General features: G+C 63.6%; 14 protein-coding genes. 7 read left to right on the forward strand and 7 right to left on the reverse strand.

What is annotated here, in order from left to right; all coding sequences use genetic code 11:
* Positions 1-16: 16 nt before the first annotated feature.
* From J4G43_RS20205 to J4G43_RS20215, 3 genes are read left to right on the forward strand one after another with little or no spacing between them, the layout of a single operon-like run.
* Positions 17-1,075: an ABC transporter substrate-binding protein gene (locus J4G43_RS20205; protein ID WP_208086064.1), complete on the forward strand. Its 1,059-nt coding sequence runs from the start codon at positions 17-19 to the stop codon at positions 1,073-1,075.
* Positions 1,072-1,929 (forward strand): ABC transporter ATP-binding protein, encoded by an 858-nt coding sequence (locus tag J4G43_RS20210; RefSeq protein ID WP_208086065.1) that lies wholly within the window; start codon positions 1,072-1,074, stop codon positions 1,927-1,929. The genes J4G43_RS20205 and J4G43_RS20210 overlap by 4 nt, the downstream gene beginning before the upstream one ends.
* Entirely contained in the window at positions 1,922-2,788 is an 867-nt protein-coding gene (locus tag J4G43_RS20215; protein WP_208086066.1) for an ABC transporter permease, read from the forward strand. The genes J4G43_RS20210 and J4G43_RS20215 overlap by 8 nt, the downstream gene beginning before the upstream one ends.
* On the opposite strand, the gene epsC is transcribed toward J4G43_RS20215, so the two are convergent.
* From epsC to J4G43_RS20245, 6 genes are read right to left on the reverse strand one after another with little or no spacing between them, the layout of a single operon-like run.
* A complete protein-coding gene (epsC, locus tag J4G43_RS20220; RefSeq protein WP_208086067.1) occupies positions 2,785-3,702 on the reverse strand; it encodes a serine O-acetyltransferase EpsC in 918 nt (305 codons plus the stop codon). The genes J4G43_RS20215 and epsC overlap by 4 nt on opposite strands.
* Positions 3,692-4,264 carry a flavin reductase family protein gene (locus J4G43_RS20225; protein ID WP_208086068.1) on the reverse strand — a complete coding sequence of 191 codons (573 nt, stop codon included), beginning with the start codon at positions 4,262-4,264 and terminating at the stop codon, positions 3,692-3,694. The genes epsC and J4G43_RS20225 overlap by 11 nt, the downstream gene beginning before the upstream one ends.
* 44 nt (positions 4,265-4,308) lie before the next feature.
* Positions 4,309-5,541, reverse strand: a complete 1,233-nt coding sequence (locus J4G43_RS20230) for an acyl-CoA dehydrogenase family protein (RefSeq protein WP_208086069.1) — start codon at positions 5,539-5,541, stop codon at positions 4,309-4,311.
* A 15-nt stretch (positions 5,542-5,556) separates the two neighbouring features.
* Complete coding sequence (locus tag J4G43_RS20235; protein ID WP_208086070.1) at positions 5,557-6,561, reverse strand: NrtA/SsuA/CpmA family ABC transporter substrate-binding protein; 1,005 nt, start codon at positions 6,559-6,561, stop codon at positions 5,557-5,559.
* A 19-nt stretch (positions 6,562-6,580) separates the two neighbouring features.
* Positions 6,581-7,309, reverse strand: coding sequence for an ABC transporter ATP-binding protein (locus tag J4G43_RS20240; protein WP_208086071.1), 729 nt, complete (start codon positions 7,307-7,309; stop codon positions 6,581-6,583).
* Positions 7,306-8,103 carry an ABC transporter permease subunit gene (locus tag J4G43_RS20245; protein ID WP_208089367.1) on the reverse strand — a complete coding sequence of 266 codons (798 nt, stop codon included), beginning with the start codon at positions 8,101-8,103 and terminating at the stop codon, positions 7,306-7,308. The genes J4G43_RS20240 and J4G43_RS20245 overlap by 4 nt, the downstream gene beginning before the upstream one ends.
* A gap of 297 nt (positions 8,104-8,400) precedes the next feature.
* Between J4G43_RS20245 and J4G43_RS20250 the strand changes: the two genes are divergently transcribed.
* Complete coding sequence (locus J4G43_RS20250; RefSeq protein WP_208086072.1) at positions 8,401-9,492, forward strand: LLM class flavin-dependent oxidoreductase; 1,092 nt, start codon at positions 8,401-8,403, stop codon at positions 9,490-9,492.
* A 13-nt stretch (positions 9,493-9,505) separates the two neighbouring features.
* On the opposite strand, the gene J4G43_RS20255 is transcribed toward J4G43_RS20250, so the two are convergent.
* Positions 9,506-10,846: an LLM class flavin-dependent oxidoreductase gene (locus J4G43_RS20255; protein WP_208086073.1), complete on the reverse strand. Its 1,341-nt coding sequence runs from the start codon at positions 10,844-10,846 to the stop codon at positions 9,506-9,508.
* Here J4G43_RS20255 and J4G43_RS20260 point away from each other — a divergent pair.
* The 3 genes from J4G43_RS20260 to J4G43_RS20265 are packed head-to-tail and all read left to right on the forward strand — an operon-like array spanning position 10,805 to position 12,778.
* A complete protein-coding gene (locus J4G43_RS20260; protein WP_208089615.1) occupies positions 10,805-11,182 on the forward strand; it encodes a hypothetical protein in 378 nt (125 codons plus the stop codon). The genes J4G43_RS20255 and J4G43_RS20260 overlap by 42 nt on opposite strands.
* Positions 11,169-11,660 carry an ABC transporter substrate-binding protein gene (locus J4G43_RS55615; RefSeq protein ID WP_208086074.1) on the forward strand — a complete coding sequence of 164 codons (492 nt, stop codon included), beginning with the start codon at positions 11,169-11,171 and terminating at the stop codon, positions 11,658-11,660. The genes J4G43_RS20260 and J4G43_RS55615 overlap by 14 nt, the downstream gene beginning before the upstream one ends.
* The gene (locus J4G43_RS20265; protein WP_208086075.1) at positions 11,585-12,778 is read left to right on the forward strand and encodes an ABC transporter substrate-binding protein; all 1,194 of its coding nucleotides are present in this window, start codon (positions 11,585-11,587) and stop codon (positions 12,776-12,778) included. The genes J4G43_RS55615 and J4G43_RS20265 overlap by 76 nt, the downstream gene beginning before the upstream one ends.
* Positions 12,779-12,780: the final 2 nt, after the last annotated feature.

A 12,780-nucleotide genomic window follows, 5' to 3' on the forward strand; every position in this document is an offset into this window, starting at 1 on the left:
CAATGGAGTGAACACAATGAAGATCGCTATCTCTGCGTTGCGTCGTCTGGTTGCCGGCCTGCGGGCAAGAGGGCGGCAACTCGGTCTGGCCGGCCTCGGCCTGACGGCTCTCGCCAGCAGTGCCATGGCCGAGGCGCAGCTCGAAAAGACCGAGATTCGTTACCAGGGCTGGGCCGGGCAGGTGACGTTCATCGAACTGGCCGACGATCTCGGCTATCTCGCGCCGCTCAAGCTCAAATGGGTCGGCAACACCATCAGCGGTCCGCAGGACATCCAGACCGTCGTCACCGGCGACATCGATATCGGCGGCGCGTTCTATGGCGCGATCATCAAGCTGATCGCAGCCAGGGCGCCGATCAAGGCTGTTGTCGGCTATTACGGCTCGGACGACAACACCTACAACGGCTACTACGTGAAGGAGGACAGTCCGATTAAGACCGCGCGCGACCTGATCGGCAAGAAGGTCGCGGTGAACACGCTGGGGGCGCATCTCGAATTCGTGCTGCGCGAGTATCTGGCCCGCAATGGCCTGACGCCGGCGGAGGCGAAGCAGGTGACGCTGGTTGCGATCCCGCCGGTCACCGGTGAGCAGGCGCTGCGGCAGGGGCAGGTCGAGGTCAGCACGCTGAACGGCGTGCTGCGCGACAAGGCGCTGGAGCGCGGCGGCATCCGCAGGCTGTTCGCGGACTCTGACATCTTCGGAAACTTCACCGGCGGGTCCTATGTGCTGCGGGACAAGTTCATCAAGGACAATCCCAACGCGTCCCGCAAGCTGATCGAGGGCGTGTCCCGTGCCATCGCCTGGGCGCAGACGACGCCGCCCGAGGAGGTCCGCGCCCGCTTCGAACGCATCATTGCCGATCGCAAGCGCAACGAGGACGCAACACCCATCAAATACTGGAAGAGCACGGGTGTCGCGACCAGGGGCGGGGTGATCGGCGATGCTGAGCTCCAGGTGTGGATCGACTGGCTGGTCAAGGACGGTCTGTTGAAGCAGGACCAGCTCAAGCCATCGGACATCTATACCAACGAGTTCAACCATTTCCGCCCCGGCAAGACCGCGGAGGCCAAATGACCATGGCCAAGATCCGCTTCGAGCACGTCCGCAAGGAGTTCCTGGTCCGCGGCAAGGATGGCGGGCCGGCGCAGAGCTTCACTGCGCTCGATGATATCACGCTGGATGTTCGTGCCGGCGAATTCCTGGCGCTGGTCGGGCCGAGCGGCTGCGGCAAGTCGACCTTGCTGGATCTGCTCGGCGGACTGACGGCGCCGAGCAGCGGACGCATCCTGCTCGATGGCAACGCCATCGAGGGCCCGGCGCGCGACCGCGGCATCGTGTTCCAGCAATATGCGCTGTTTCCCTGGCGCACAGCCGCGCAGAACGTCGAGTTCGGGCTCGACATCGCGGGTCTCAAAGCCAGGGAGCGGCGCGAGCGGGCTCTGCATTATCTCGATCTGGTCGGACTGTCCGGCTTTGCCGACCGCTATCCGCACGAACTCTCCGGCGGCATGAAGCAACGCGTCGCAATCGCGCGAAGCCTTGCCTACGATCCGGAGGTGCTGCTGATGGACGAGCCCTTTGCCGCGCTCGACGCACAGACGCGTGAGACGCTGCAAGGCGAGCTGCTGCGGATCTGGCGCAGGACCGGGAAAACCATCCTGTTCATCACGCACGGCATCGACGAGGCCGTCGTGCTCGGCCAGCGCGTGGCCGTGATGACCTCGCGCCCCGGCCGGATCAAGCAGATTGTCGATATTCCCGCCGAGCTGCACAGCGAGACCGAGGACGTCCGCTCGCTGCCCCAGTTCGGGCAGGTCAGGCACGAGGTGTGGTCCTTGCTGCGCGACGAAGTGTTGAAGGCGCAGGGCTCCCAGGTGCCCGCGCCGGACGGCGAGCGCGCAGGAAAGAAGGAGTTGGCTCATGTCTAATCTGGAAATCCTGACGTTGCTGGAGCTAGCCGAGGGGAGTCCGAAAGACCGGGCCAGACCACGCGCCGGCGCGGTTGCCGCCGCGACGGGCAGCCTGGTGCGATGGTTCGGCATCATCGGGCAACGATCCCTGCCGCTGCTGGTGTTCCTGGCTGTCTGGGAGACGACGCCGCGCCTCGGGTTGATCGACGTGACGTTCCTGCCGCCGTTCTCCGAGGTGATCGCCGCTGGCTGGCAGCTCGCGCAGAGCGGTGAACTCTATGACGACGTCTGTGCAAGCCTGCTTCGAGCCCTGAGCGGCTTCCTGATCGCCATTGTCCTCTTCGTGCCGTTGGGTGTGCTGACGGGATGGTACGCCCGGCTCGGCGACTTCTTGAACCAGATCATCGAGATCGCGCGCAACACGGCGCCACTTGCGCTGCTCCCTGTTTTCATCCTGCTGCTCGGCATTGGTGAGCTCTCGAAGGTCACCATGGTGGTTTATAGCTGCGCTTGGCCGTTACTTCTCAATACGATCGCAGCCGTGCGCCAGGTCGATCCGCTGCTGGTCAAGTCAGCGCGGACGATGGGCGCGACACCGAGCCAGTTGTTCCGGAAGGTGATCCTGCCGGCATCATTGCCGACGATCTTCGTCGGCATCCGTCTGGCGAGCGCATCCGCGATGCTGGTCCTGGTGGCGTCAGAAATGGTCGGCGCGAAATCGGGGCTCGGCTATCTCATCATCAACAGCCAATACAGCTTCCTGATCCCCCAGATGTATTTTGGCATCCTGGGCATTACCGTGATCGGCCTCGTCTTCAACGCGATCCTCGAGACGCTGGAACGCCGCCTGATGCGCTGGAAGGCGCCGGCCGCCTAACCCTGCTTGTTGCGGGCGGTGGCCTGCGTCACGATGCTGTTCGGCGGCACGTCCTGGGTGACCCAGACGTTGCCGCCGATCGTCGCGCCTCGGCCGATCGTGATCCGCCCGAGGATGGTTGCGCCGGCATAAATCACGACGTCGTCCTCGACGATCGGATGCCGTGCATCGCCCTTGATCAGATGGCCATCGTCGTCGGTTGGAAAGTGGCGCGCGCCGAGCGTCACGGCCTGATAGATCCGGACATTGTCGCCGATGATTGCGGTCTCCCCGATGACCACACCGGTCCCGTGATCAATGAAGAAGCCGGATCCGATGCTGGCGCCGGGGTGAATGTCGATCCCGGTTCTCGTATGAGCGATCTCCGCGACAAGTCGGGCGATCAAGCGCGCATTGAGCCCATCAAGGATATGTGCCAGCCGGTGATGGATGATCGCCGTCATGCCCGGATATCCGATCAGGATCTCCGGAAAGTTCCTGGCTGCGGGATCGCCGACGAAGGCGGCTCTCAGATCGGAGATCAGGAGTCCACGCACCACCGGCAGGCGCTCGCCGAACTGCCGCGTCAGCTCGACCGCGTCCTCGCGCCGGTAGCCCGGGATCAGCTCGTCACCGACGAATCGTGCGCCGCGGTGGATCTGGTCGCAAAGGCCGTCGAGGGCGATGCTCAGGCGATTGCCGACGAAATAGTCGATATTCTCGCCGTCGAGGTCGAACTGACCGTAATGCCTCGGAAACAGCGCCTCGGTGAGGCCATCCAGAATGGCCTGAAGCGCCTCGCGCGAGGGAGCGCGTCGCGCCTCTCCGTCGCGCCTTATGCTGTGTGTTTCTTCGCGCGAGAGGCGAAGCTCGGCGACAATCCCGTCAAGCTGCCAGCGCCCGCCGCTGGGCGATTCCGGCGGGTTATCTGACATGGGCCAACGGAATACTGATCTCGGCGAGGAGGTCGAGGTCGAAGTCATGGGTGATCCTGATGTACTGGCCGTTCCAGTACACCAGGCCCGACAGTTCGCGGGACAGCTCGAAGCTCAACAGGCTGCCGATGATGATGCCATGCGAGTGCCGTTCGATGATTTCCTCGACCTTGCATTCGATGGTTGCGAGAGTGTCGCCAAGCAGCGGCACGCCGGCCGCCCCCGCGGACCATCTGATCCCGTCGAAGCGCTCGTGGCCCTTCAAGCTTTTGTCGCTGAAGCGCCCGGCGAGGGCCTGCTGATCCGATCCCAGAATGCTGACGCCGAATACGCCGTAGCGCGCGATTCGAGCAAAGGACGAGGCCTGCCGGTTGACGCTGACTAGTAGCCGGGGCGGACTGGCGCTGAGCGATGTCAGGGACGTCACCGTCATGCCGGTGATGTCCTCGTCGCGACCGGCCGTGATGATGGTGACGCCGCCGGCCAGGCGCCGCATCACGGCTCGAAACTGATGCTCGACCTCGTCATCGCCGCTGACAAGATGAATGTCGGACTTTCCCATCTGTCGCTCCTCGCATCGGACGCCGTGGATCGGCCTGTTCGCTCTCAGAAAAAGCCCTTCGCGGGCAACGGCGTGCCGTTGATCTCGTGTTCGCCGATCGAACGCGCCTTGTAGGTGGTCGGATTGTGCGAAGAGAGCGTGCGCGCATTGCGCCAGTGACGGTCGAAGTTGGTGACCTTCTTGGTCGCCGATGCGCCGCCGACATCGAACAGCAGGCTGCCACCTCGGATGGCGAAATCATCGGCGATGATCTTGGCCTTTGCCGAGAGCAGCGCGGCGGTGTGCGCCGCCTCTGTAGCGTTCGCCGCGCCGGCGTCGAACGCATCGGTTGCAAGGTCGAGCGCCTCGACGGCCGCGAGCACCACCGTCTCGGCCGCAAAAGCGCCGCTGGCGATCTGGCCGACCGTCTGTTGCAGGAGCGGATCGTCGGTCGGGATCTCGGTGGGCGCGTAGTAAAACGTACGCTTGCGCGAGCGGACCAGGGCTGTCGCATCGCGCAGCGTCGCGCGTGCAATGCCGGCAACGACCGCCGTCAGGAAGAGCTGTGCAAACGTGTTGGAATAGGGCACGCCATAACCGCCGTCCGGCGTATCGAACACCACTTCCTCGCGCCTGACCTTGACGTTACGGAAGTGCGTCGTGCCGGTTGCGGTAAGTCGCTGCCCGAGCCCGTCCCAGTCGTCGACCAGCTCGATTCCCTCGCGCTTGATCGGCACGATCGTGGCGCCCGTCGCTCCGGACGGATCGGCCGCGCGCACCAGCACATAATCCGAGTACAACGTGCCTGTGCTGTAGTATTTGGTGCCGTTCAGCAGATAATCGCCGTTCCCGTCGGGCGTGAACGTCGTCCCGGGCGTGACATTGCCGACGCGCGGGCTTTCAAGCTCGGTCGTCGCAAGTCCGATGATGGCGCCCTCGGCGACCGCCTTCTGCCATTGCCGGCTCTGCTCGTCCTTGGGGGAACGCACCAGGCGCTCGACCACGCTGAAATGGTTGCGCAGGATATGCGCGACATTGGCGTCGGCCTCGCCGAGGCGAATGACGAAGGCGAAGAGATCGCGGATCGTGCTGCCGGCGCCACCGGCGTCCAACGGCAGCCGCAACGCGCCAAGGCGAGCCCGGCGAATGAGATCGATGACCTCGAACGGCAGGATGCGGTCGCGCTCGCGGTCACTGGCGCCCTCGGCGATCTGGTTAAGGAGCGCCTCCAGCTCCGGCGAGCCGGTCTTGAGCGGTTCGGGTGTGCCGAGGGAGGGGGCGGACACGGTCTTGTTCATAGTGTTGGCCTGTTATTAGAGCTGGGCGAGATGGTCGGTCACCTTGACCGGCTCGGGTAGAACCTTGCGGGCCGCGAGCCAGTCGGCGGCCTTTTGCAGCTCGCTGATGAAGCGCTCGTCGTTGACCGCGAAGTAGCGGTATTTGCGGTTCATCGCGATGAACTGGTCGCGGACCTGATCGCTGTATTTCCCCGCCTTCTGGGCGATGTACTCGGCATCCCTGCTGTTCTCCGAAATCCACTTGCCTTCGGCGCGGAAGGCGTCGTTCACCGCGCGGACGAGGGCGGGATTGTCGGTCGCGAATTTGCGGGTGGTCAGATAGGACGTGTAGTCGATCTGGAATTCGAGATCGCGGCCTTCCAGAAAGATGTCGTGCGCCTTGTATTCGAGCCGGGCGATGTCGACGCCAGGGCTCCACATCGACCAGGCGTCGACCTTGCCGGAGGCGAGCGCCGGCGCCGCATCAGGAGGATTGAGATAGACGAACTTCACCGCGGAGCGGTCGACCTTGTGTTTCTCGAGCGCCGCGACCAGCAGGAACTCGCCGAGGCCTGAGCGATTAACCGCGACCGACTTGCCGACGAGGTCTTCGACCTTGTCGATGCCGGACCCGTCTTTGGCGATGATCGCCGTGGTGCGGGGCTCGTAGACCACGAACTGGGTGAACACCAGCGGCGAGCCGGCGATGATAGCGGCGAGCGCAGGCGTGGTGCTGCCGCCGAAGCTGAAATCTGCGCTGCCGCCGGTCACCGCCTGCAAGGTTGGCGCATGATTAGGGAAGGGGCCGAGCCATTCGACCTTGATGCCATCCTTGGCCAGCACCTTCTCGAACTCGCCGCGCTCCTTGGCGATCAGATTGAGGCCGCTCAGGCCCCAGGTCAGGCGGACCGTGTCGGTGGTACGGCCAGGCGCGGCCTGGGCGAATTCGCTGATATTCATGCCGGCGAGCGCGCCAATGCCAAAAGCTGCGGAGCCGAGGAAGCTGCGCCGGGATGGTTTGGCGATCGATGAGTCGGACATTTTTTGCCTTCCGGATGACCTAGCTGGGAGAATGGGAGACCACGCCAAGCTCGCTAAGGAGTTCGGCGCGCGAGATGGATGCCGAGCTTCCACGCCCGGCGCGATGCTCGAAGGCGATTGCGCCGTCGCGCATCACGAGGATGCGATCGGCCAGCGCGATGGCTTCGTCGACATCGTGGGTGACGAGCAGGACGCCGGGCTGATGATTGGCCACCAGCTCGCGGACCAGCTCGTGCATGCGGATACGGGTGAGCGCATCGAGCGCGGCAAACGGCTCGTCGAGCAGCAGAAGCTCGGGCTGCTGCACCAGCGCGCGGGCGAGCGCGACGCGCTGGGCTTGTCCGCCGGACAGATTGCGCGGCCAGTCGTCGAGCCTGTCGCCGAGGCCGACCTCGGTGAGCGCTTCGGCGGCGCGTTCGCGAGGATCCGGAACCTGCAAGCCGAGCGCCACATTGCGCCAGAGATTGTCCCAGGGCAGCAGCCGATGCTCCTGAAACACCACGGCCGGCCGGCGGGGCGCCGCGATACGGCCACCCTGGATGGGATCCAACCCGGCCAGCGCCCGCAACAATGTTGTCTTGCCGCACCCGCTCTCGCCGAGCAGGGCGACGAATTCGCCGCGATCGATGCGCAGGTTCAGCTTCTCGATCACGACGCGGCTGCCGTAGCTGCGGACGAGGTTGCTGACAACGACGGCCGGTCCGGATTCGAACGGCGCGGAAGGCTGCGGAGCGACGTGCACGTTCACCTTGCTGCTCCGTAATTCGGATGCCAGGCGAGGAGGCGCTGTTCGAGAAAGCGCGCAATGGCGTCGGCCGCGACGCCGATCAGCGCGTAGATTGCGATCGTCAGGACGATCACATCGGTGCGCAGGAATTCGCGCGCATCCATCGCGAGAAAGCCGATCCCCGACTGCGCGCCGATGGTTTCAGCCACGACCAGCGCGAGCCAAGCCGTGGCAAGAGCATAACGAACGCCGGTCAGGATCGACGGCAGCGCGCCGGGAAGAATGATGCGGCGGATCAGTTGGAGCGAGCTCAGGCCCTGGACTCGTCCCAGCTCGAGCAGCTTGGGATCAACCTGGCGGATGCCGAGCACGGTATTGATGTAGATCGGGAACGTGACGCCGAGCGCGACAAGGAAGATTTTTTGCGTCTCGCCGACGCCCAGCCAGACGATGACCAGAGGGAGTGCGGCGAGAAAAGGGATGGCCCTGATCATCTGCACGCTGCGGTCGATCGCGGCTTCCGCGATCCGTGAGAAGCCGACAAGGATGCCGAGCGTGGCGCCGACCGCAGACCCGATCGCAAAGCCCGCCGCGGCACGCAGCAGGCTGACGCCGAGATCGTTCAACAGGGTCCCGGTGGTTACGAGCTTGTACGCCGTTCGGATCACCTTGCTTGGTGCAGGCAGCACCTGCGGCGAAAGCCATCCCGCCTGTGCAAGTGCTTCCCAAACGACAACGAGCAGCAGGGGTGCAACCCAGGACAGAAGCTGGAGGCCGCGAGCGCCAAGCTTGCTTGCCGCCGCAGGCGATTTCATGCTGCCTTGCGATGACGGCGCGTTGTCAGCGACGATTGTCGTGCGGTCGATTTGGCTCAGTTCGATATTGCTCAAGACGTGAAACCTTGTTCAGCGCAAAATGTCCCATGAAATCGTGCCGACAGAAATAGAGCGCTATTTCAATTGTCGTTCGCTCCGGAGTGATCTGCTGTCGCCACGGTGCCGCTGCGCGACAAAGAAAATCTTTTGAGGCGGATGTGCTTGATCTTGCGTCAGGCCTTGGCGAGAACAGGCGACGATCGAGAACTTGACGAGAGAAAGTCACAGGAGAGCACGATGGCGACTGCACCTCTTCGCTTCGGCATTTGGGCGCTGGTGCATGGGCCGCGCGCGGCGCATCAGGCTCCCGAAGAGCCCTATGATGCGTCCTGGGAGCGCAATCGCGATCTCATCCTTGCAGCCGAAGAGCTCGGTTATGATTCAACGCTGATCGCGCAGCACACCATCAACCCGCATCAGGAAGACCTCGATCAGCTCGAGGCCTGGAGTGCCGCGGCAGCGATCGCGGCGCTGACCAAGCGCATCGAGATCATTGCTGCGATCAAGCCCTATCTCTATCACCCCGTGGTGCTGGCGAAGCTCGCACTCGGGATCGAGAACATCAGCGGTGGCCGGTTTGCGATCAATCTGGTCAATGCCTGGAACCGTCCCGAACTGGAGAAGGCCGGGATCGGCTTCCCGGACCATGACGCTCGCTATGCCTACGGCCGCGAGTGGATATCTGTCGTCTCGCGCCTCATGGAAGGCGAACGTCTCAATTATGCGGGCGAGCATTTCAACGTCACGGACTATGCCCTGCGCCCGACCAGCCTGTATCGCAAGCGTCCGGCCATCTATGTCGGCGGTGAGTCCGAGCCGGCGCGCGGCCTCGTTGCAGGCCATGGCGACGTCTGGTTTATCAATGGCCAGCCGCTGGAGGATGTGGCCGGGTTGATTGCCGATGTCGCAGTGCGCCCGCGCGATGCCGCGCCGCCGCTCCGTTTCGGCTTGTCGGCCTTCGTCGTCGCACGCGAAACCCGGGAGCTGGCGCAGGCCGCTTACGAGCGGTTGCTGAGCCTCGCCGCAAAGGATGCGCCGATGAAGGCGATCCAGAAGCACAACACCGACCCCAAGGTCGTGATGATGCAGACCATGCAGAAGACGCCGCGCGTTGGCAGCAATGGCGGTACCGCCGCGGGGCTGGTCGGGAGCTATGACGAGGTGGCGGAGCGCATCGAGGCGTTCCATGCGGCCGGCATCGAGCTCTTCATGCTGCAATTCCAGCCGTTCGAGGCCGAGATGCGGCGATTTGCACTCGACGTAATTCCGCGCGTGCGGGCCAGGCGATCGGCCAAGCCCGCCGACGGGCGGGCTCGATCTCTGGGATAGATAGTCGGGACAGCTAGGCTGATGCGACCTCCAGCGACCGCTTCGCATATCGGCTCACTGGTCGCTGCAGGCCAAGATGATCGCGCAGCGTCGAGCCGGCGTACTCGGTGCGGAACAGCCCGCGACTCTGTAGGATGGGCACGACGGTATCGACGAAGGTCTCCAGACCGGACGGCAGTACGTCTGGCATGAGGTTGAAACCGTCGGCGGCACCCGCCTTGAACCAAGCCTCGATGTCGTCGGCGATCTGCTCCGGCGTGCCGACGATGATGCGATGTCCGACGCCGCCTCCGAGCGCGCGGATCAGCTGTCGGACTGTGAGATTGCCACGCCGTGCGATATTCACGGTGCCTTGGAACATGGTGTGGTTGGCATTGACCGGAAGCGGCAGGGGATCCGGCAGGGGCTTGTCGAGCTCGAGGAGGGTAGGGTCGATCTGAAGCGTGCCGGCCAACCGCGCCAGGCTGTATTCGATCGGCACCAGTTCCCAGAGCTCGTCCTGTCGCCGCTTGGCTTCGGCCTCGGTGCTGCCGATGACGGTGGCGAGCCCGGGCAGAATCACGATGGAATCGCCGGAACGACGATAGGACGCGGCGCGTGCGCGCAGATCGCGCGCATACGCGACGCCTTCCTCGATGCTCTGCGCCAGCGTGAATACGGCTTCTGCATAGGCTGCCGCGAAATCGCGCCCGTCATTCGAGCCACCCGCCTGCACCGTGACCGGTCGCCCCTGTGGTGAGCGTGGGACGTTCAGCGGTCCTGCCACCGAGTAATGCGGGCCGCGGTGCGCGATCGGGTGCACTTTCGACGTATCAACAAATCGCGCGCTCGCCTTGTCGCCCACAAAGGCGTCGTCCTCCCAGCTGTCGAACAATGCGTGGACGACTTCCGTGAACTCCTTGGCGCGTTCGTAGCGTGCCTTGTGTTCCGTTACCGACGACAGACCGAAATTGCGGCCTGAAGCGGCATCTGCCGTGGTGACCGCGTTCCATCCCGAGCGGCCGCCGCTGGCGTGGTCGAGCGTCACGAAACGGCGTGCGATGTTGTAGGGCTCGTTGTAGGTCGTCGACACCGTTCCAATCAGACCGACGTGCCTGGTCGTTGCGGCAACTGTTGCCAGCACGATGGTCGGCTCCATCGACGTGAACGACCGGTAGTCGATGCGGTCGTTCACGGCTGGCGAGTCCGCCAGAAAGATTGCGTCAAACTTGCCGCGCTCGGCAATCTGAGCCACGCGCACATAATGACCGAGATCGAAGAAGGCGCGTGGATCGCTGTCGGGCAGTCGCCAGGCTGACGGATATACGCCGGAGTGAAGCAGGTTGACGTTCAGGTGCAATTGGCGTGGCGACATGGGGATTCCAAAGCTCAGCTGGTTGTCGGGTCACGATGCGCAACGATCGTGCAGCATCGAATTGTCGGATTGGCGTTCGATGTCGTCGATTTCATCCACCGTCGGCGTGAGGGCTCGAATAATTGTTCAAACTTCATGTGCAGCCGTCGTCGCGACCGTTTGCATGTTGCGTTTGCGCGCGACGACGAATTACATCGCGATGCAACAAGAGATAACGCCTCGTGCAGATCGGATGAAGCGCGAACGTACGTCATCCTTCAATTGATGATGTTCGATGCGCCGATTGCAGGGGCAACAGCAGAAACGATTGCGAGTGACGCGGATGAAGAAGAATAATTTGCTGGTGAGCGGCGTGGCGATTGCCTTGCTTGCGTCGAATGTAGCGTATGCCGAAGACAAGCCGGTTTCCGGAGGCGCGTTGCGGTGGGGCGTGACGACCGAGCCATCATGCTTCGATCCGCATTATTCGTCACAGCAGGCCGCGTTCTTCGTGGCCCGCAATTACATCGACTCGCTGATCGCGAAGAAGGCGGATGGCACGTTCGCACCCTGGCTTGCGACCGAGTGGTCGATTTCGACCGACGGCAAGGAATACACATACAAACTGAGGGAAGACGTCGTCTTCCACGACGGCGAGAAGTTCGACGCTGCAGCGGTCAAGGCCAACTACGATTTCGTCAAGAAGCCCGAGACGCGGTCACCGCGGTCTCGCTGCTCCAGGCCTACGATCGTGCCGAAGTGGTCTCGCCCTATGTGGTCAAACTGGTGTTGTCGACGCCGGATTCGAGTTTCCTGGAGTCGACCTCGAATGTGAAGCTCGGCCTGATCTCGCCGAAATCGCTGGCGAAGGGTGATCTCTGCGGAGGTGGACGCGGGTTGGCCGGCACCGGACCGTTCGTGTTCGAGAGCTACACGCGCGGCCAGTCCGCGGTGTTCGCGCGCAACGCGGCCTATAATTGGGCGCCTGGCAATGCCGCGCATAACGGACCTGCTCATCTGGACCGCGTCACTCTCCGCTTCCTCCCCGAATATGCCGTTCGCACGGGCGCATTGACCTCGGGGCAGGTGGATCTGATCGAGGGCGTGCAGCCGACCGATGCGCCGCTGTTCGCGGAGCAGCCGGGCTTCAAGCTGCTGACCGGCCCGTCCGGCGCCAGCACGTCCTTCACCTTCAACATCAACTACACGCGCCCGCCGGCGGACGATGTTCGCGTGCGCCGCGCGCTGCGCGACGGTTTCGATCTGGAGCCGATCGTGAAGCAGGTCTATCTCGGCACCGTGCCGCGCGCCTGGTCGATCATCGGCCCGGCCAATCCCGCCTATAACAAGGCACTGGTCGGTTCCTGGGGCAACGACATTGCTGGCGCCAACAAGCTGCTCGACGAAGCCGGCTGGACTGGCCGCGATTCCGAAGGCTTCCGCACCAAGGACGGCAAGCGCCTCTCGATCGAGGTCGGCTATCCGCAGCCCTATGTGCGCGACAATCGCGACATCCTTATCCAGGGCGTCCAGGCGGCGTTGCGCAAGAATGTCGGCCTCGATCTCAACCTGCGCCTGATCACGGCGGGCGAATACGCCAAGAACAACGCCAACGGCACCTGGGTGATCTATCCCAATACGGACAATCCGTCCGATCCTGCCCGCGAGCTCTGGGACATGCTGGGATCGAAGGGCTTCCTCTATTCCAACATTCCCAATCCAGACCAGGAGATCACGAGCCAGATCGACGAGTCGTTGCGGACGACCGATCCCGTCCGCAAGCGGCAGCTCACCGACGCGATTCAGAAGCGGGGTGTGGACCAGGCCTTCATCGTGCCGTTGTTCGCGCCGAGCTGGTTCCTGGCGGCGAAGAGCAACGTCAACGGTCTGGGCTTCGAGGCCGGCCTCGACTCGCCGTCCAGCGCCTACGATTTCTGGATCGCGAAGAAGTAGGC

It is taken from the genome of Bradyrhizobium barranii subsp. barranii (genome assembly GCF_017565645.3).
Taxonomy (GTDB): domain Bacteria; phylum Pseudomonadota; class Alphaproteobacteria; order Rhizobiales; family Xanthobacteraceae; genus Bradyrhizobium; species Bradyrhizobium barranii.